The following is a 19,234-nucleotide window of genomic DNA, read 5'->3' as shown; positions in this document are numbered from 1 at the left end:
CTCTATCGGTTGGTGCCATCGCCCGGGGGCGGCGACGGTTGTTGCTGCTGTTGCTGCAGCTGACGGCGACGGGCCTGGATGCGTTCGCGGATGGCCTGCATCTGCGCTTCGCTGGGGCCGTTGTTGGCGGGGGCGGCCGGTGAAGGCGCGTTTGCCGAGGCGGCGGCGGCGCTGGCGACATCGGGGCCGGGCCGCGCATTGGATGCGGCAGCGGCGGCGGGGGGCGGTGGAGGCGGCGGCACGACACCGGCCGGCGGGACCGCACCATTGGCGCCACGCAGCACGGTCGGCGGTTCGCCCCCCTGCCCGTTGAAGGTGGCCAGTTCCAGCACCTGGCTGCCACTGGGGCCGATCACCGTGGCCTGGCGTGGTTCCAGCGCGACCAGCTGCCAGCCATCCACGGCTTCACCGTTCAGGCGCAGCCGCAGCGATCGATTCTGATCGGTGGTGAAGGTCGCCATGCTGAAGCTGTCGGTGAGCAGCACGCCGGTCAGGCGCAAGGCAGCACTGGCCGCCGGTTCGCTGCCGCCCAGCAGATAGGGCCGGGGCCGACGGTCTTCGGCGAACAGCGGGCGTTCGCCGATGGCGCTGAAGCTGTCGGCAGCGGACATGCGCTCGGCCGCCATCGGCGGCAGGGCGGGCAGTACGGCCTGCGCGGCGGCATCGCTGTCGGCGGCCGGCAGGCGGCTGCCCAGGCCGAAGCCGGTGGCCAGCCAGATCGCGCCGGCCCAGCCGGCCAGGGCCAGCAGGAAACCGGTGCGCAGCGTGATCGGGTCACGTTTCATCGGTGCCCTCCGCTTCCACCGGCGGCTCGGCCGGTGCAGCGCCGGCATCGGCAGCTGGCGTCGGCGTCGGTGCCGGCGCCGCGGATGCCGCTGCCGCTGGCGCGGCGGCATCACCACTGGCCGCGGGCAGCAGGTAGCCGGCCAGCTCGAACGACACATCCAGGCCCAGGCCCGATTCATTCGCCGATTGCTGGAAGCGCTGCGCGATCAGGTTGAGGTTGTCGACGAACAGGCGCGGGCTGCCCGTTTCCAGGCTGTGCAGCACGGTGGCCAGTTCGGCCACGCCACAGCGCAGGCGCACCTGCATGGCCACGCGCACGAACTCGGCGTCGCGGCGGTTGTCGGTGAGCGGCGTGCGGTTGCTGATGGTGCAGCTGCGGTTGCCCGGGCTGGCGTTGGCCACCGCGTCCTGCACGCGCGCGCCGAGGGCCGCGGCGGCCGCTTCGGCGGTCGCTTCGCGCAGGAACCCGGGGCGCTGCTGCAGGGCCTCGCGGGTCTGCTGCAGGCGCTGTTCGATCTGCGGCTCCTGCTGCAGCTGTGCCTGCACCCGCTGCTGGCGCTCGCGCAGTGCAGCCACGTCGGCATTGACGGCCAGCAGCGGCTGGGTGAACCACGGGTGCACCAGCAGCAGGTAGGCCAGGCCCAGCACCGCTACAAGCAGTGCCAGCGCCAGCCAGCGGTCACGGCGCGGGTTTGGCATCGGCATCGGCCGCCTCCCTGGCTGGGGCGGCGGGCGCGGCGGGCGTGGCCACCGGCAACGGCTGCAGTTCGGCGGTCAGGGTGAAGCGGTCACGGCCACTGCCGGCACCATCGGCCTGCAGCACGCCCGTCAGGTTGACCTTGCGCCACTGCGGCGCATCCTGCAGCAGCTGCACCAGCTGCGAGGCTTCGCTGCTGAGGCCTATCAGCTGCAGGTTGTTGTTTTCGATGGCCAGTTTTTCCAGGTAGGTGCCATTGGGCAGGCGCTGGGTCAGTTCGTTCCACAGCTCCACCGTGCTGGCGCGCTGGGCACGCTGTTTTTCGAGGAACGCGGCACCGTCCAGCAGCGCCTGCAGCTCGCTGCGTTCGCTGGCCACGCCACGCGCACTGCGGGCGCTGCGCTCTACTTCAGCGCGCAGCGCGTCGGCCGCCTCGCGGCGGTTGTCCAGCACCTGGGTGGCGGCCAGCACCAGCATCACCAGCGCGGCCAGGCCGAGCAGCAGGTTCCAGCGCCGTGTCGGGTCATGCCGTGGCTGGCGCTGGGCCTGCGGCAGCAGGTTGACCTGCAGCGGCTGGCCCTGCGCGTCGAGGGCGTCGACACCGGAGAGCGCATCGGCCCAGGCACCTACCTGGCCGCGCCAGGCATCGAGCTGGCGCAGCGGCCAGGCCACCAGTTCAACCTGCAGCAGGCCTTCGCCGGCACTGCCGCGTTCGCGTACGTCATAGCTGACCTGGCTGGATTCGAACGGCGTCTGCCGGTCGATCTCGTAGCCGACCACCGCGCGCAGGCGGTCGCCAGCGGCCATGGGCAGGCGCAGGTTGCGGCGCAGGACCTGCGCGTCGGCCAGCAGCCAGACCCGCGGCAGGCGGCGCAGGCGCGCGTCCAGTACCCGGTCCAGATCGGCCGGCTGGGTCGGCCATGGCAGGCTCGCCACCGGCTCCAGGCCCTGCCCGGCTTCGCGCCAGACCTGCAGCAGGTCACCCTGCCGCTGCAGCAGCAGGCGGGTCTGCGACCAGCCCAGCGCCCACTGCCAACGCGCCGGCACCCAGGCCAGCAGGGACTGCCGCCACCAGCGCAGGAAACGGCCCGCACCTGGGCCGATCCGCCCCTGTACCTGCCGCAGGCTGTCCTGCCATGCTGTCATCTTGCTGCCATTCCCTGCTCCCAGCGAAGCACCGTGTAGGTTCGTCCGGGCACACCGCCCGATCCATTGCGTACCACCGCCTGCAGAACCGACAAGCGACCGCTGCCGTCGATGGCACGGGACTCGATACTATAGGTGCCGCTGCCGCTGGCAAGCATTGACGGCATCGCTCCGGAACCTTCGTCACGCTCCAGCTGGGCGCGCTGCGCCAACACCTGTTCGGCATCCAGGCCCAACGCGGTCAACACCGGTGCACCTGCGACGCGCGGATCGGGACGCGCCTGCCGGCTGTAGAGCGTCAGGTACGGCAGCATCGCCGAGTACAGCGACGCACGCATGCCGAGCACGCGCTGCAGTTCACCCAGGGTCTCGAAACGCCTGTTGCGCGGGCCGTACGGCAGGCCCGCAGCGGCGTAATCGGGTGCCTCGGCACCGCCGCCCGGCTGCAGCAGGCTGTCTTCGTCGCGCCAGTCGATGATGGCGCCGGCCAGCTGCCGGGCCTGCTCGGGCGATTCGCCCATCGCCTGCAGGAACGCATCCAGCAGCGTCGCGTCGGCCAGGTTCAGGTTGATCTTGCCGTTCTCGTCCACCACCCGGATCTCGACGGGCACATCATCGTACTGCCAGCGGTAGGTACGCCCGTCCGCCTGCCAGGCCGGCCGCTGCGGGTCCGGGCGCAGGCGCAGCAGCGCGTACTCCATGCCGGCACGGGCGCGTTCCTGGCCGCGCGCATCATCGTCGAGCACCCGCTGCTGCAGGTGCTCCACGCGTGCGGTCAGCGCGAAGGCACCGACCAGCGCGGTCATCAGCGCGATCAGCCACAGCACCAGCACCAGGGCGGCCCCGCGCCGTGCGTTCATCGCGCGCCTCCCTGGCCGCCGGCGCGCGGTGCGACCACCAGCGGCGGCCACGCCGCGCCACGCTGCGGCACGACCTGCACTTCCACCAGCAGCGGCAGCCGCCGGGTGTCGTCCCAGCGCGGCAGCCAGTCGCTCATCTGCCCGTTGGCAGGATCAACGCCGCGGTAGCGCAGCGTCACGTCCTTCAAGCCGTCGGCGAGCACTTCGGGCGGGCGCGGCGGGGTTTCCGGCAGGCGTTCGCCTTCCTGCAGCAGCACCATGTCCAGCAGCAGCCGGCGCTGCCCGGGGGCGCCGTCCACCTGCAGGGTATGCAGGTACGGGCCACCGCGGCCGAGATAGCCGGGCAGATCAGCGACGAACTGCATGCCTTCGCCATCGCCCTGGAAATACACCGGTTCGCGGGTGGGATCGGGTACCTCGATCGGGCTGCGCATTGCACCGCCCAGCTGCCGCCGCAGCAGCGCCTGCACCGCGCGCATGCGCTCGCTGTCGGCGGCGATCTGTTCGCCACGCTGGCTGACCGCCATCGCCGCGCGCACGCTGGCGAACGCCAATGCGAGGCCACCGGCCAGCAGCACGGTGGCCAGCATCACTTCGACCAGGGTGAAACCGGCGGCGCGACGCTTCATCGTGCGCTCTCCAGGTCCGGCGGCAACAGGCGCAGGGTGCGCCACTGCAGTCGCTCGCGTTCGCCATCCCCCCAGCGCACCTGCAGCTGCAGTTCGGCCAGCCACGGCGCACCCGGCGACTGCGTCGGCGCGACATCGCCGGCACGCGGCTCGCTCCAGGGCTGCACCTGCAGCTGCCAGTGGTAACGGCCCTGTTCCCACTCACCGCTCTGGCTGCCGGCCTGCAGCGGCGCGTCGACACCGGCGCTGGCCAGCAGCGACTGCGCGTGCAGTACCGCGCGGGTGCGCAGCTCGGCCTCACGCACCTGGCGCGCGCCGCCGGACAGGCTGCCCAGCAGCAGGGTCAGGGCCAGGCCCAGCAGGGCGAAGGCCACGATCACTTCGAGCAGGGTGAAGCCACGCACCGACTGTTTCATTGCGCCCGCCATGGACCGGAACGGACCTCGCCGGTCAGCCAGCCGACATCGATGCGCCATTCGGCGGCACCGCGCTGCAGGCGGATGCGGCCGCCACTGGAGCCGCCATCGGGATGGAACTCGATCACGCCCTGCCCCGGCGCATCGCTGAGCTGCGCGGCGCCTTCAAACACCACCTGCACCGGTTCGGGCACCGTGCCCTGGCGCTGGTTGGCACCCTGCCAGCGATGCTCGGCCGGCTCGATCACGAAGCGCTGCGGCTCACCGCGTGCGATCGCCTGCGCACGCACCATGCGCAGCTGGTTGGCGATGTCCTTGCCGGCGCTGCGCAGCTGCATGCCGGCAAAGCCACGCGACAGGCCGGCGGCCGTGATCAGGCCGATGGCCGCGATAAGCGCGATCACCAGCAGCATCTCCAGCAGCGACATGCCGGTGGCGCGCCTGCCGTGCAGGCGCGGGCTGGGCAGCCGGCGCGGCAGGGACAGCCTCATGCGGGTTTACGGCTCGTAACGGATGTCAGCATCGACGCTGCTGCCGCCGGTCTTGCCGTCCTTGCCCAGGCTCACCAGGTCGTAGGCCTGGCCTTCGCCCGGCGCGCGGTATTCCAGCGCATGGCCCCACGGATCGTTGAGATCGGCGGCCTTGGCATACGGGCCCAGCCAGCCACCGACGCCGGCCGGTGCGGTCACCAGGTCATTGAGCGAACCGGGCAGCTTGCCGGTGTCGATCTGGTAGTTGTCGATCTTCGAGGCCACGGTCTGCACCTGGGCCTTGGCGATGTTCGCCTTGCCGCGGTCGGCGCCGCCGAGCACGCGGCTGGCGACCAGGGTCAGCACCGCACCGATCAGCACGATGACGATGATGATTTCCAGCAGGCTCATGCCGCTCTGGTGGCGTGCGCTGGCGAAGGACATGCGGATCGGTCGACGGGAAGCAAGCATGGTCGGTCCTTTCAGTTGCGGTGAGTCGGGGTTGCAGGGAAGGCCATCGTCAGCCGATGGCGTTGGTGAGGTCGTACAGCGGCACCAGCACGGCGACGATGACCGCGCCGACCACCGATGCCAGCACCAGGGTGATGGCCGGCACCATCGCCGCCAGCAGGCGGTCGATGCGGCGGGCGCTGTCCTGTTCAAACGTGTCGGCGGCCTTGAGCAGCATGGTATCGAGGGCGCCGGATTCCTCGCCGACCTGGATCATCTGCAGGGCCAGGCGCGGGAAGCGCTTGCCGCGCGACAGTGCCAGCGACAGGCCGGCACCGTTCTTCACTTCGTCGGCAGCGGTGTCCAGATCGGCGGCCAGCGCGCGGTTGCCCAGCACGTTGCGGGCGATGCCCAGTGCGCCCAGCAGCGGTACGCCGTTGCGCAGCAGCGTGCCCAGGGTTCGGGCCAGGCGTGCGGTTTCCAGTTCGCCCAGCAGGCGGCCGATGCCGCGCCGCTGCAGCAGCCAACCATCCAGCGCCAGGCGGAACGCCGGTTGCCGCAGCTGCCGTTCCAGCAGCAGGGTGAACACGCCCGGCACCACCAGCAGCAGGATCCACCAGTCGCGCACGAACAGGCCCAGCTGCAGCACCGCGTTGGTGAACCACGGCAGGGCCACGTCCAGGCTTTCGTACATCTGCGCGAACTGCGGCACCACGTAGCCGAGCAGGAACAGCAGGGCGCCACCGACCACCACCAGCAGGATGGCCGGGTAGACCAGTGCGTTGATGACCTTGCCCTGCAGCGCGCGGCTGCGTTCGAGGTAATCGGCCAGGCGCTGCAGGGTTTCGTGCAGGCTGCCTCCGGCCTCGCCGGCGCGCACCATGTTCACGTACAGGCGCGAGAACAGGCCGTGCTGGCGCTCCAGCGCCGTCGACAGCGGCGCACCGCCGCGCACCACGTCGCGTATGTCGGTGATCGCGCGCCGCGAACGTTCGTCCTCGGGCAGGCCGAGCAGGATCGACAAAGCGCGGTCCAGCGGCTGGCCGGCACCGAGCAGGGTCGACAGCTGCTGGGTGAACTGCAGCAGCGCCGCGCCCTGCAGGGGCCGCGGGCGGAACAGGCTGGCTAGGCTGCTGCCCCCTGCCGCGCCGCCTTCGGCCAGGCGCGTTTCCATCGGCAGATGGCCCTGGTCCTGCAGGCGTGCGATCAGCTCGGCCTCGCTGGCCGCTTCCATCTGCCCGTCGAAGACTTCACCGTGCGGGTTCAGTGCCTTGTAGCGGTACGTGGGCATGTCAGCGTCGATCTCCCGCGCGCATCAACCCTCCTCGGTCACGCGCAGGACTTCCTCGATGGTCGTCTGCCCGCTCAGGGCCTTGGACAGGCCGTCTTCGTACATGGTGCGCATGCCGGCCTCGCGGGCGATGCGTTCGATCTCGCCCATGCCGTCGCGCCGCATCACCGCGCGCCGCAGCGCGTCGTTCATCACCAGGAATTCCATGATGGTGGTGCGGCCCAGGTAACCGGTCGGTGCCAGTGCCGAGGGCTTCGGGCGGAACAGGTGGATCGGCCCCTGCGGCTGCAGGCGGCGCAGTTCGAATCGTTCGATCTCCTCCGGCGAGGCTTCGTAGCGCTCGGCGTGGGTGGGTTCCAGCCGGCGCACCAGGCGCTGGGCGAGGATGCCGTTGATGGTGGACGTGAGCAGGTAATCCTCCACGCCCATGTCGAGCAGGCGGGTGATGCCGCCGGCTGCGTTGTTGGTGTGCAGCGTGGACAGCACCAGGTGGCCGGTCAGCGCCGACTGGATGGCGATGCGCGCGGTTTCCAGATCGCGCATTTCGCCGATCATGATGATGTCCGGGTCCTGGCGGACGATGCTGCGCAGCGCGTTGGCGAAATCCAGGCCGATCTGCGGTTTGGCCTGGATCTGGTTGATGCCTTCGATCTGGTACTCGACCGGATCCTCGACCGTGATGATCTTGACGTCGGCGGTGTTGAGCTGGCTCAGCGCGGTGTACAGCGTGGTGGTCTTGCCCGAGCCGGTCGGGCCGGTGACCAGCAGGATGCCGTGCGGCTGCTCGAGCACCTTGCGGAACTGCGGCAGGAACGCATCGGTGAAGCCGAGCCGGTGGAAATCGAACACCACGGTCTCGCGATCGAGCAGTCGCATCACCACGCTTTCGCCGTGCGCGGTCGGCACGGTGCTCACGCGCAGGTCCAGTTCCTTGCCCTGCACGCGCAGCATGATGCGGCCGTCCTGCGGCAGGCGGCGCTCGGCGATGTTGAGCCGGGCCATGATCTTGATGCGGCTGATGACCGCGGCGGTGAGGTTGGCCGGCGGGCTTTCGCCTTCCACCAGCACGCCATCGACGCGGTAGCGCACCTTCAGCCGGCTTTCAAACGGTTCGACGTGGATGTCCGAGGCGCGCAGTTCCACCGCACGCTGGATGACCAGGTTGACCAGGCGGATGACCGGGGCTTCGGAAGCGAGGTCGCGCAGGTGTTCGATGTCATCGACCGCGCCGCCTTCGCCATCTGCGGTTTCCACGATCGCACCCATCGCGCTGCGGCCCTGGCCGAACCAGCGCTCGACCAGGTCGTCGATCTCCGCGCGCATGCCCAGCACCGGGCTGACCGGTACGCCCAGCGCCAGCTGCACGGCCTGCTGCGGATAGGCATCGTGGGCATCGGCCAGCCACAGGCGTACGCCGTGTTCATCCAGCGCCAGCGGGCACACGTGGAACTGCTTCAGGAAACGCAGCGACAACGGCAGGCCTTCGGCCAGCGACTGCGGCGGTGCTTCGGGCAGCTGTTTGCCTTCCAGCAGCGGCAGGCCCAGGACATCGGCACTGGCCTGCGCCTGGTCACGCTCGGAGACCAGCCCCAGCCGCACCAGCAGGCCCAGCAGGCTGCCACCGGCTTCGGCGTGCAGCGGCCGTGCGCGGGCCAGGTCCCCTTCCTTGAGGCGCCCGCGCGCCAGCAGCGCATCGAGGATGCGGCCTTCGGCGTCGTCGATGGCAGTGGCAGCGAGCGCGTTCACATGACTCTCCTGTCGATCCTCCCGACTTTAGCAGTTCAGCCCGGACTTCCGCTGCCTTGTGCGCGCAGGACCATGAAAGACGACGCCCGTCACCTTCCGGTAACGGGCGTCGCCAATTCACTTACGACATTCCGTGCAAGCGTGGCCCTTACTGGGTGGCCAGGATGGTCACGCCGCTGAAGGCCGCTTCGCCCACCACCTTCACGTAGTAGGTGCCTGCCACCGGCTTGGCAACACGCACGGTCTCGGTGTTGCCCGGGCGGCTGGACTTGGCATCGTTGTCGGTGGCGGTCGGCACGCGGCCCTGCGCCACGTACACCGACACGTTGCCGGTGCCACCGTAGGTCAGCACGCTCAGCTGCTTGCCGGCGACGGCTTCGAAGGTATAGACCGTCTCGCTGCCGGTGGCGCCGGCCACGCCGCTGAGGGCGACCTTGTTGGTCAGCGGGATGCCTTCAGGCTCGCAGTTCTCGGTGCACGGCTCGGCCAGGGCCTTGGCCAGCGCGGCCTTGGCGTCGACGATGCCGGTGCCGATCGGCGTGGAGGCCGGGATGGTGACCGGGAACGGACGCGCGGTTTCCTTCAGCAGCGCACGCAGGGCCGCCGGGGCCAGCGGATCCTTGCCGTTGGCGATGAGCGCACTCTGCACCAGGGCGGCAACACCGGCCACGTGCGGCGATGCCATCGAAGTACCGCCCATGCCCATGTAGCTGTAGGTGCCGGAATCCGGCGTGGTGGCCGCATTCGAACCGGACTGCCAGATGAAGCCACCCGGGTTGCCGTCCACGCTGCCACCGCCGCCCGGGCCGGACAGATCCACGCGCGTGCCGTAGTTGGAGTAGTAGGTGATGCCACCGGTGATGCGGGTCGCACCCACGGTCACCACGCCTTCGCAGCTGGCCGGGCGGTAGTTGGCGGCATTGTCGGTTTCGTTGCCGGCGGCCACCACCACGGTCGTGCCACGCGAGATCGCGCCGCTGATCGCATCCTGGTAGGCGCCTGCGCACGCACCACTGCCACCCAGGCTCATGTTGATGATTTCAGCCGGGTTGGTATTGGCCGGAATGCCGGCGACGGTGCCACCCGACGCCCAGGTGATCGCATCGGTGATGTCGGAGAGGTAGCCACCGCACTTGCCGAGCACGCGCACCGGCAGGACCTTGGCCTTGTGTGCGACACCGGCCATGCCGACGCCGTTGTTGGTCTGCTCGGCGACAGTGCCGGCCACGTGGGTACCGTGCCAGGAGCTGTCTTCCGGCTGCGAGCCGTTGTAGCACTCGTTGGCGTTCTCCACCCAGTCACCGTAGTCCTGCGCGCCCGGCACGCGGTCGTCGGTGGCACGGCGCGAGGTCTCGGCGTCGCTGATGAAGTCGTAGCCTTCCAGCAGGTTGCCGACCAGGTCCGGATGCTGCGGCAGGATGCCGGTGTCGAGCACGGCGACGACCACGCCCTCGCCCTGCGAAACGTCCCAGGCCGACGGTGCGTTGATGCCGCCGGTGGGGTTGCTCAGGTGCCACTGGTACTGCGCGTAGAGCGGATCGTTCGGCACCAGGGCCGGCTTCACGTCGCCCGCGCGCAGTTCGGTGCGGCGCAGCTTGACGTCGGCTTCGGCGTACTGGACCGACGGGTCGGCCTTGAGTTCCTTCAGCACGCGCTGCAGTTCGGCCGGGGCCAGGCGGCCCTTCAGGCGGATCACGTCGGCACCGATGCCGAGCTTGCGCACCACCTGCGGGCCCAACGTGCTTGCACGGCTGGTGCCACCGGACAGGCTGGCGCGGGTGAGTGCGGACTGCACCGTGGACAGCTTGGCCGAGCGGTCGCTGGCAGCAGCGGTACCGGCGCGATACTTCACGATGATGCGCTCGGCGCCCGCTTCGGTGGTGCTGGCCTGGCGCACCGGCTCGCGGGTCGGCAGGCCAGCGGCGTGGACCGCGCCTGCGGCGGTCATCGACAGCATGGCGGCAGCAAGCACGTTGATGCGAAGGTTCTGCTTATTGATCACGTCACATTCCTCTTCTGGGTCATGGTTGGATCCAACACTGCGGCCATCAATCCTTGACGGTTCCCGGCTGGCCGAGCCGGGTTTGCCGAGACCTCCCCTCAGGCCCTGTTGCAGAAGCAGCGCCGGCAGCATGGCCGCCGGCGCGGTGTTGCCTTACCAACCGAAGCCGGCACCGACGCCGACCGAGGCGTCATCACTGCTGAACGCACCGCCGAGGGTGACCGTGGCGCGATCGCTGATGGCACGCTGGTAGCCCAGCGACATCGCCGATTCGCCGCCCTGGAAACCGATGCCGACGCCGACCCGGTTCTGGGTGCGGATGCCGGCGGCACTGGTGGCCATGTTGAGCATGGCCGCGCTCATCGCGCCCTGGCGGTCGATGCGGCGGTCCATGTTGCGCAGGCGCCCGTCCACTTCGCCCTTGAACACGTCGAAGCTGTCGGCGACTGCCTGCACGCGGCTGTCGGTGTAGCTGTTGGCGGTGGTGATGCCGCGGTCCAGCTGGCCCTTGTTGACCGCGTCGGTGGCGGCGGTACCGGCTGCCACGTTGGTCACCTGGCGTTCGTTGCCTTCGCTGCCCACCGAGACCGTGTTGGCGCGATCGGCGACCGAACCCTGGCCCAGCGCGACGGCATTGGCAGCGGTGGCAGACGCGCCCTGGCCGATGGCCGTGGACGACGCCCCGCTGGCCACGGCACCCTCGCCCATGGCGACGGCGTTGGCACCGACGGCCGGCTGCGCGGCAGTAGCACCCTCCACGCTGGGCTTGGCCACCACGTTGGACCGCGAGGCCACTGCATCGGCCTCGGCCACCGTGGCCACCTGGGCGGTAGTGGCCTGCACGCTGGCGCTGCGCAGGCTGGCCGTGGCGGTACGGCTGGTGCCACCGGCAGTGCGCTGGTCAAGCTCGGTCACCTTGCGGTCCAGTGCGCCCAGCGCATCGCCGACGTTGTTGTAGGTGCTGCCCTGGATGACGTAGTTCGGCGCGATGAACACCCCCTGCATGCCGACGCTGGCGCCGCCGCCGAGGATGCTGGCGGCATCGCTGAGCGACTGGAACAGCTGGCCGCCGTTGATGGCCTGGTGGCTGCCCGAGGCGATGCTGCCGGCGCCGACGTTGTCGATGACCGTACCGTCGATGCCGGACAGGGTCAGGCGGTCGTGGCTGGCATCGTCGTAGCCGATGGCGTTGGCGGTGCTGCTTTCGACGGTGGAGATGCGCGAATCGAAATCACCCACGCGGGTCTCGACCGCACCCACGCGCTGGTTGGTGACGTTGAGCTGCGAACCGGTGACGGCATCGCTGCTGCCGGCGGCAATGCGGCCATCGGCCACGTTGACGATGCGGCGGGTGGCCGGACCATCGGTGCCGTTGCCGCCACCGACCGAGACCACGTTGGCGTCCACCGCACGCGCGCCGGCACCCAGGGCCACCGAGTTGTTGCCGGTGACCGCACTGCCGGCACCCAGCGCCAGCGATGCGTTGCCGACGGCCCTGGCGCTGCTGCCCACCGCATTGCTGCGGTTGCCGCTGGCGGTGGCGTTGGAGCCCACGGCCACCGCATCGGTACCGCTGGCGGTAGCCACGCCGCTGCCGTTGGCCTTGAAGCGCTGGCCGACCGCATCGGCGGTGGCGGCCACGGCATCAAGCTGGCCCTTGTTCACCGCATCGGTGGTTTCCGTACCGGCAGCCACGTTGGTGATCTGCCGCTGCGCGGCCGTGTTGCCCACCGACACCGTGTTGGCGCGGTCGGCCTGCGAGCCGGTACCAAGGGCGACGCTGTTGGCTGCACTGGCGGTGCTGTTGGCACCCAGCGCAGTCGCATCGGCAGCGCTGGCCCAGGCGTTCCAGCCGATGGCGCTGGCGTAATCGCTGGTTGCCCAGGCACCGGCACCGAAGGCCGCCGCGCCGGTGCCGCTGGCACGCGCCGTGATCAGACCGGAGAAGGTGCTGCCGCCGATGGCCACGCTTTCATCACCGCTGGCGTCGCTGGACTGGCCCAGCGCCACCGCGTTGGCACCGGCCGCAGTAGCACCGAAGCCCACCGCCGTGGTGTTGGCGCCGGTGGCGGCCGAGCCGTAGCCCAGTGCGGTGCCAAGGCGGCCGCTGGCTTCGCTGTAACCACCGACAGCGGTGGTGCCATCGGCGCTGGCCGAGGCGCGGAAGCCGCTGGCCAGCGACTGTGCGCCGCTGGCGATGGCTTCGGCACCGTTGGCCGTGCTGTAGACGCCCGTGGCCTGCGCGGCGTTGCCGGTGGCGGTGCTGCCGATCTCGCTGGCGACCGCAGCGCTGCCATACGCGGCACTGTTCTCGCCGGTGGCCTGCGCCGCGTTGCCGACGGCCGCGGCATTGACGCCGGTGGCCAGGCTGTTGAAGCCGACGGCCGTGGCATTTTCAGCCAGGGCGGTGGCGCCGCTGCCCAGCGCGGAGGCGCCGTTGCCGATGGCGTTGGATGCTTCACCCGCAGCCAGTGCGTTGTCGCCTTCCACGTAGGCACCGGCATCGCTGTCGGCGCTGCCGCTGGCCTGGAAGTACCTGCTGGTGGTCTCGGCGGTGGCGGCAACGGCATCCAGCTGGTTCTTGTTCACCGCGTCGGTGCCTTCGGTACCCGCTGCCACATGGGTCACCTGGCGTTCGCCGCCCTCGCTGCCGACGGCCACGGTGTTGTCACGGTCGGCCTGGGAAGCAGCACCCAGCGCAACACTGTTGATGCCGTTGGCGGTGGCACCCGCACCGAGCGCGGTGGACTGCACGGCGCCGGCCCAGGAGTTCCAGCCGATGGCGGTGGCGTAGTCGTCGGTCGCCCACGCGCCGGCACCGAAGGCCGCCGCGCCGTAACCGCTGGCACGCGCCGGGATCAGGCCGAAGAAGGTGCTGCCGCCGATGGCCACGCTTTCATCGCCGGTGGCTTCGCTGGAATCGCCCATGGCCACCGAACTGGCACCGCTGGCGGTGGCGAACACGCCGGCAGCGGTGCTGTTGGCGCCACTGGCCAGGGTGCCATACCCCAGGGCCGAGCCGAGGCGGCCGCTGGCTTCGCTGTAGCCGCCCACTGCGGTCGTGCCATCGGCCGAGGCCGCCGCACGGAAGCCGCTGGCCAGCGACTGCGCGCCGCTGGCGTTGGCTTCGGCGCCGTTGGCCGTGCTGTAGACCGCCGTGGCCTGTGCGCCGGCACCGGTGGCGGTGCTGCTGGTTTCGCTGGCGACGGCACCGCTGCCCAGGGCAGCGCTGTCTTCGCCAGTGGCCTGGGCGTTGTTGCCGATCGCCGCAGCGTTGCCGCCGGTGGCCAGGCTGTTGAAGCCGACCGCAGTGGCATTGGCGGCCACCGCCGTGGCACCACTGCCGAGCGCGGTGGCACCGTCGCCGATGGCGTTGGCGGCCTCACCGGCAGCCAGTGCGTTGTCACCTTCCACGTAGGCGCCGGCGTCGCTGTCGTCGCTGCCGCTGGCCTGGAAGTACTTGCTGGTGTTCTCCGCGGTGGCGGCGACTGCATCCAGCTGGTCCTTGTTCACCGCATCGGTGCCTTCGGTGCCGGCGGCGACGTTGGTGATCTGGCGGGTATTGCCAGCGCCGCCGACGGAGACCGTGTTGTCACGGTCTGCAATCGAGTCGGCACCCAGGGCCACGCTGTTGGCACCCTGTGCTTCGGCCGCGTTGCCCAGCGCCGTGGCGTTGGTGCCCCGCGCCCAGGCACCGCCACCCACTGCGGTGGAGTAATCACCCGACGCTTCGGTAGCGAGCAGGCCGAACAGCGAACCGCCGATGGCCACGCTGTTCACGCCGGTGGCCAGGCTGCCCTGGCCGGTGGCCGTGGCGTAGGCACCGGACGCTTCCGAATCGCCGCCCAGGGCCACGCTGTTGGAACCGGAGGCGTTGGCGAAGTTGCCGAAGGCCGTGGCGTTGAACGCCGATGCGCTGGCATAGCCGCCGATGGCGGTGCTGTAGCCGCCGGTGGCTTCGGCACCGATGCCGAACGCCGCCGAGGCCGTGCCACTGGCCACGGTCTCGCTGCCCACCGCGGTGGCCGCTTCGCCGCTGGCGCTGCTGAAGTAACCCACCGCCACGGCTTCCTCGCCGCTGGCTTCGGACAGCACGCCCGTGGCGGTGCTGCCGGCGCCACTGGACACGGCTGCTGCACCGAAGGCGGCACTCTGCTCGCCGCTGGCTTCGCTTTCCGCACCCTGCGCGGTGGCGTACTCGCCGGTGGCCTGCGCGTTGGCGCCGATGGCGCTGGCGTTGTCGGCACTGGCCAGGGCATTGAAGCCGATCGCCTGTGCGTTGGTGCCGATGGCGTTGGCGCCGCTGCCCAGTGCGATGGCGCCGTCACCGATGGCGTTGGCGGCCTCACCGGCGGCCAGTGCGTTGTCGCCTTCCACGTAGGCGCCGGCATCGCTGTCGTCGCTGCCGCTGGCCTGGAAGAACTTGTTGCCGGTGCCTGCGCTGGCGGCCACGGCATCCAGCTGGGCCTTGTTCACCGCATCGGTGGCCTGGGTGCCGGCGGCGACGTTGGTGATCTGGCGTTCGCTGCCGGCGCTGCCGACCGACACGCTGCGGTCGCGGTCAGCCACCGAGCCTGCGCCGAGGGCCACGGCATTGTTGCCGTTGGCGGTGCTGCCGGCACCGATGGCGATGGCGCTTTCGCCATCGGCCACGGTATTGGTGCCCACCGCGATGCTGTTGATGCTGTTGCCCAGTGCCTGGAAGCCCAGTGCCAGGCTGTAATCGCCATAGCTGAAGGCGCCGCGGCCGACCGCGGTGGAGCTGACGCCATTGGCCCAGCTGTTGTAGCCGATGGAGGTCGCGCCATTCGCACTGGCCCAGGCCGCCGGGCCGAAGGCCGACGCGTTGGTGCCGGTGGCCCACGCGCCGGCACCGAAGGCGGTGGCACCTTCTTCGCTGGCGGTGCTGTAACCGCCGACGGCGGTGCTGTCGTCGGCCTTGGCGAAGGCGCTGTCGCCGATGGCGACGGCATAGCTGCCGTTGGCGCGCGACTTGCCGCCAGCAGCGAAGCTGTTGTCGCCGGTGGCCTGCGCCGCCGTGCCGAACGCGCTGCTGCTGGCGCCGGTGGCCAGCGCGGCATTGCCCACGGCAGTGGAGCCGGCCGAGGCGGTGGTGCCGACCAGCACCGGATTGCCTTCGTCATCCAGCAGCGGCTGGTTGTACTCGTCGTAGGCCTGGCCGAGGCCACCGATGGCAACCGCACCGTCGCCATTGGCGAAGGTGTTGCGGCCCAGGGCGACGGTATCGGCGCCGATGGCACCCGCGCCCGCGCCCTGTGCGAGCGCGCCTGCGCCGATCGCATTGCTGGCCGAACCGGCCGCCACCGCACCTTCGCCTTCGGCGTAGGCACCGGCATCGCTGCCCTCCTCGCCCTGCGCCTGGAAGAAGCGCGCGGTGGTGTCTGCCGTGCTGGCCACCGCATCGAGCTGGCCCTTGTTCACCGCATCGGTGTCTTCGGTACCGGCGGCCACGTGGGTGACCTGCCGTTCGTTGCCGTCGCTGCCGACGGCCACGCTGTTGTCGCGCACCGCTTCGGAGTTGGCACCGAGGGCGACGCTGTTGGCGCCCCGCGCGGTGGCGTAGTAGCCCACGGCGGTGCTCTGCGCGCCGCTGGCCCAGGTCTGTGCACCCAGCGCACTGGCGTTCTCGCCGGGCGCATAGGCGAAGTAGCCCACGGCCACCGACTCGGCACCGGAGGCTTCGGTCAGGCTGCCGTTGGCGACGGCGTAATCGCCGCTGGCGATGGCACCGGCACCGACGGCGGTGGCGGCTTCGCCGCTGGCCTGGGTCTGCACGAAGAAGCCCAGGCCGGGGATCAGGTCGGCCGGGCCACCGACGGCCACGCTGCTGGTGCCGGTGGCGTTGCTCTGCGTGCCCACGGCGGTGGAGTAATCACCGACCGCGTTGGCCACTGCACCGAACGCGGAGGACTGTGCGCCGGCCGCATAGGCACCGACGCCATACGAAGATGCCGCGAAGCCACTGGCTTCGGCACTGGCGCCGACGGCGGTACCACCGACACCGGCACTGGTCGCACCGGTTTCCACCGGCACGCCACCGCTGGTGATCAGCGGGTTGCCTGCTTCATCGACGGCGGCACCACCCACGGCCACGCTGCCCGGGCCGGCGGCCTGTGCGTTGTTGCCGAAGGCGGCGCTGTTCTGGCCGCTGGCCAGCGCGTTGTTGCCCACCGCGGTGGCGTTCTGGGCGACGGCGGTCGCGCCGGCACCGACTGCGGTGGTGCCGTTGCCGATGGCATTGGCGGCCTCACCGGCGGCCAGTGCGTCATCGCCGTCGGCCAGTGCACCGGCATCGCTGTTGCTGCTGCCGGTGGCCTGGAAGCGCTTGGCGGTGGTGTCGGCCACCGCAGCCACGTCCTTCAGCTGGCCGACATTCACCGCGTCGGTGTCTTCGGTACCTGCGGCGACATGGGTCACCTGGCGTTCGTTGCCGTCGCTGCCGACGGCCACGGTGTTGTCGCGGTCGGCCTGCGAGGCCGCACCGAGGGCGACGCTGTTGCTGCCATTGGCGGTGGCACTGGCGCCGAGCGCGGTGGACTGCGCGCCATCGGCCCAGGCGTTCCAGCCGATGGCCGTTGCATAGTCTTCGGTGGCCCATGCGCCGGCACCATAGGCCGATGCACCGTAGCCGCTGGCGCGCGAGGTGATCAAGCCGAAGTAGGTGCTGCCGCCGATGGCGACGCTTTCGTCGCCGGTCGCTTCGCTGGCTTCACCCACGGCGACCGCACCGGCACCGGTCGCGGTGGCGAACACGCCGGCGGCAGTGCTGTTGGCGCCGCTGGCGACGGTGCCGTAGCCCAGTGCCGAACCCAGCCGGCCACTGGCTTCGCTGTAACCGCCGACGGCGGTTGCACCGTCGGCCGAGGCCGCTGCGCGGAAGCCGCTGGACAACGACTGTGCGCCACTGGCGACGGCTTCGGCACCGTTGGCGGTGCTGTAGACCGCGGTTGCCTGTGCGCCGGCGCCGGTGGCGGTGGTGCTGGTTTCACTGGCCACCGCACCGCTGCCCAGTGCGGCGCTGTCGCTGCCGCTGGCCTGCGCGTTGGTGCCGACGGCCGAAGCATTCTCGCCGGTGGCCAGGCTGTTGTAGCCGAGTGCGGTCGCCTGCGCCGCGATGGCGGTCGCACCGCCGCCGAGCGCGGTGGCGCCATCGCCGATGGCATTGGCCGCTTCACCGGCCGCCAGCGCGCTGTCGCCTTCTGCCAGGGCGCCGGCATCGCTGTCCTCGCTGCCGCTGGCCTGGAAGTATTTGCGGGTGTTTTCTGCGGTCGCAGCGACCTCGTCCAGCTGGTCCTTGTTCACCGCGTCGGTGCCTTCGGTACCGGCAGCGACGTTGGTGATCTGGCGGGTGTTGCCAGCGCCACCGACGGAGACGCTGTTGTCACGCTCGGCAATCGAATCGGCACCCAGTGCCACGCTGTTGGCGCCCTGAGCTTCTGCGGCGTTGCCCAATGCGGTGGCATTGGTGCCCGGTGCCCAGGCGCCACCACCCACCGCAGTGGAATAGTCGCCCGACGCTTCGGTCGGCAGCAGGCCGAACAGTGCGCCACCCACGGCGACCGAGTTGGTGCCGGTGGCCAGGCTGCCCTGGCCGGTGGCGGTGCTGTACGCGCCGCTGGCTTCGGCATCGCCGCCGACGGCCACGCTGTTGGAGCCGGTGGCGTTGGCCGCATTGCCGACCGCCGTTGCGTTGAAGGCCGAAGCGTTGGACAGGCCGCCCAGTGCGGTGCTGTAACCGCCGCTGGCTTCGGCACCGACGCCGAAGCTGGCCGACGCGGTGCCGCTGGCGGTGCTGCCTGCGCCGACGCTGGTGCTGCCACTGCCCGAGGCCTGCGCCTGCGCGCCAACGGCGGTGGCGCTGTCAGCGGTCGCCTGCGCGTTGTGGCCCAGCGCCGTGGTGTCGTCGCCATCGGCGGTTGCCGAAGCGCCGGCGGCCAGTGCGCCTTCGCCATCGATCTGCGCCGCATCGCTGTCATCACCGGCGCCGTCAGCCTTGAAGTAGCGGCTGCCTTGCGCGGCGGCGGCGGCCAGCGCGGCCTGGGTGGCCTGCGCCTGGGCGTCGAGCTGGGCGCGGTTGACCGCATCGGTGGCCGCCGTGCCTGCGGCGACGTTGGTGATCTGTCGTTCGTTGCCCGTTGCGCCGACCGACACCGTGTTGGCGCGGTTGGCGTTGGAGCCGGCGCCCAGCGCGACGCTGTTGGCGGCGCTGGCGGTGCTGCCGGTGCCCACGGCCACGGCGTTGCGGCCGCTGGCATTGGCGCTGCCGTCAACCACGCACTGGTCGATCAGGCTGCTGCTGAGGGTCACGCAGTTGGCGTTGCCACCCACTTCCACCGACTGCGCGGCGGCGAGGCCTGAGCCTCCCAGTCCCATGGCCAGGGCAAGGGCCGCGGCAAGCGTCACCGGCCGTACGTGGCCGGCATCGCGACGCTGGTCGACGACCCCGCCGCGCGTGTCGGAAGAGGCCAGTTCCGAGGCCACCACCAACTGACCCAACGCTTTGTTCCAGACCTTGCGATAAATCCGATTCATCGGTACGGCTCCTGATTTTTTGGACTGGTTTTGGGCAAAGCAACGCCAGCGCCGGACCTTCTGGTCCAACGTCCCCTGGGGGCGTTATTCGCGTGATTTACTGCGGGTATTGCCGAACGCCGCGCAGCGACAGAAAACCGAGCGCAAGCGACGTGCGGTTACTGCGGTATGAACAGATTTGAAACAGG

12 protein-coding genes are annotated in these 19,234 nt (G+C 70.5%); all 12 read right to left on the bottom strand.

Features of this window, described 5'->3' with window-relative positions:
• Nucleotides 1–2: 2 nt before the first annotated feature.
• The gene (locus tag C1927_RS03425) at nucleotides 3–785 is read right to left on the bottom strand and encodes a general secretion pathway protein GspN (RefSeq protein ID WP_079220592.1); all 783 of its coding nucleotides are present in this window, start codon (nucleotides 783–785) and stop codon (nucleotides 3–5) included.
• A complete protein-coding gene (gene gspM / locus C1927_RS03420; protein WP_079220591.1) occupies nucleotides 775–1,491 on the bottom strand; it encodes a type II secretion system protein GspM in 717 nt (238 codons plus the stop codon). The genes C1927_RS03425 and gspM overlap by 11 nt, the downstream gene beginning before the upstream one ends.
• Nucleotides 1,466–2,629, bottom strand: a complete 1,164-nt coding sequence (locus C1927_RS03415; RefSeq protein ID WP_079220590.1) for a PilN domain-containing protein — start codon at nucleotides 2,627–2,629, stop codon at nucleotides 1,466–1,468. Before C1927_RS03415 ends, gspM begins: the two co-directional genes overlap by 26 nt.
• Nucleotides 2,626–3,489, bottom strand: a complete 864-nt coding sequence (locus tag C1927_RS03410; protein ID WP_079220589.1) for a type II secretion system protein GspK — start codon at nucleotides 3,487–3,489, stop codon at nucleotides 2,626–2,628. Before C1927_RS03410 ends, C1927_RS03415 begins: the two co-directional genes overlap by 4 nt.
• Entirely contained in the window at nucleotides 3,486–4,118 is a 633-nt protein-coding gene (locus tag C1927_RS03405) for a type II secretion system protein J (RefSeq protein ID WP_108745944.1), read from the bottom strand. Before C1927_RS03405 ends, C1927_RS03410 begins: the two co-directional genes overlap by 4 nt.
• Nucleotides 4,115–4,534 carry a prepilin-type N-terminal cleavage/methylation domain-containing protein gene (locus C1927_RS03400; RefSeq protein ID WP_079220587.1) on the bottom strand — a complete coding sequence of 140 codons (420 nt, stop codon included), beginning with the start codon at nucleotides 4,532–4,534 and terminating at the stop codon, nucleotides 4,115–4,117. The genes C1927_RS03405 and C1927_RS03400 overlap by 4 nt, the downstream gene beginning before the upstream one ends.
• Complete coding sequence (locus tag C1927_RS03395) at nucleotides 4,531–5,025, bottom strand: GspH/FimT family pseudopilin (protein WP_108745943.1); 495 nt, start codon at nucleotides 5,023–5,025, stop codon at nucleotides 4,531–4,533. The genes C1927_RS03400 and C1927_RS03395 overlap by 4 nt, the downstream gene beginning before the upstream one ends.
• A gap of 6 nt (nucleotides 5,026–5,031) precedes the next feature.
• Nucleotides 5,032–5,475, bottom strand: coding sequence for a type II secretion system major pseudopilin GspG (gspG, locus tag C1927_RS03390; RefSeq protein WP_108745942.1), 444 nt, complete (start codon nucleotides 5,473–5,475; stop codon nucleotides 5,032–5,034).
• Between the two features lie 49 nt (nucleotides 5,476–5,524).
• Complete coding sequence (locus C1927_RS03385) at nucleotides 5,525–6,745, bottom strand: type II secretion system F family protein (protein ID WP_079220584.1); 1,221 nt, start codon at nucleotides 6,743–6,745, stop codon at nucleotides 5,525–5,527.
• Nucleotides 6,746–6,769: 24 nt separating this feature from the next.
• The gene (gene gspE / locus C1927_RS03380; protein ID WP_079220583.1) at nucleotides 6,770–8,491 is read right to left on the bottom strand and encodes a type II secretion system ATPase GspE; all 1,722 of its coding nucleotides are present in this window, start codon (nucleotides 8,489–8,491) and stop codon (nucleotides 6,770–6,772) included.
• A gap of 148 nt (nucleotides 8,492–8,639) precedes the next feature.
• The gene (locus tag C1927_RS03375) at nucleotides 8,640–10,493 is read right to left on the bottom strand and encodes a S8 family peptidase (protein WP_079220582.1); all 1,854 of its coding nucleotides are present in this window, start codon (nucleotides 10,491–10,493) and stop codon (nucleotides 8,640–8,642) included.
• A 153-nt stretch (nucleotides 10,494–10,646) separates the two neighbouring features.
• Entirely contained in the window at nucleotides 10,647–19,046 is an 8,400-nt protein-coding gene (locus C1927_RS03370) for an ESPR-type extended signal peptide-containing protein (protein ID WP_108745941.1), read from the bottom strand.
• Nucleotides 19,047–19,234: the final 188 nt, after the last annotated feature.

It is taken from the genome of Stenotrophomonas sp. ZAC14D1_NAIMI4_1, assembly GCF_003086775.1.
Taxonomy (GTDB): Bacteria; Pseudomonadota; Gammaproteobacteria; order Xanthomonadales; family Xanthomonadaceae; genus Stenotrophomonas.
This window is presented reverse-complemented; position numbering and strand designations above follow the sequence as displayed.

Excerpts from the sequence above, each read along its gene's own strand:
- C1927_RS03425 (WP_079220592.1), bottom strand. The coding sequence starts at position 785 with ATGAAACGTGACCCGATCACGCTGCGCACCGGTTTCCTGCTGGCCCTG.
- gspM (WP_079220591.1), bottom strand. The coding sequence starts at position 1,491 with ATGCCGATGCCAAACCCGCGCCGTGACCGCTGGCTGGCGCTGGCACTG.
- C1927_RS03415 (WP_079220590.1), bottom strand. The coding sequence starts at position 2,629 with ATGACAGCATGGCAGGACAGCCTGCGGCAGGTACAGGGGCGGATCGGC.
- C1927_RS03410 (WP_079220589.1), bottom strand. The coding sequence starts at position 3,489 with ATGAACGCACGGCGCGGGGCCGCCCTGGTGCTGGTGCTGTGGCTGATC.
- C1927_RS03405 (WP_108745944.1), bottom strand. The coding sequence starts at position 4,118 with ATGAAGCGTCGCGCCGCCGGTTTCACCCTGGTCGAAGTGATGCTGGCC.
- C1927_RS03400 (WP_079220587.1), bottom strand. The coding sequence starts at position 4,534 with ATGAAACAGTCGGTGCGTGGCTTCACCCTGCTCGAAGTGATCGTGGCC.
- C1927_RS03395 (WP_108745943.1), bottom strand. The coding sequence starts at position 5,025 with ATGAGGCTGTCCCTGCCGCGCCGGCTGCCCAGCCCGCGCCTGCACGGC.
- gspG (WP_108745942.1), bottom strand. The coding sequence starts at position 5,475 with ATGCTTGCTTCCCGTCGACCGATCCGCATGTCCTTCGCCAGCGCACGC.
- C1927_RS03385 (WP_079220584.1), bottom strand. The coding sequence starts at position 6,745 with ATGCCCACGTACCGCTACAAGGCACTGAACCCGCACGGTGAAGTCTTC.
- C1927_RS03370 (WP_108745941.1), bottom strand. The coding sequence starts at position 19,046 with ATGAATCGGATTTATCGCAAGGTCTGGAACAAAGCGTTGGGTCAGTTG.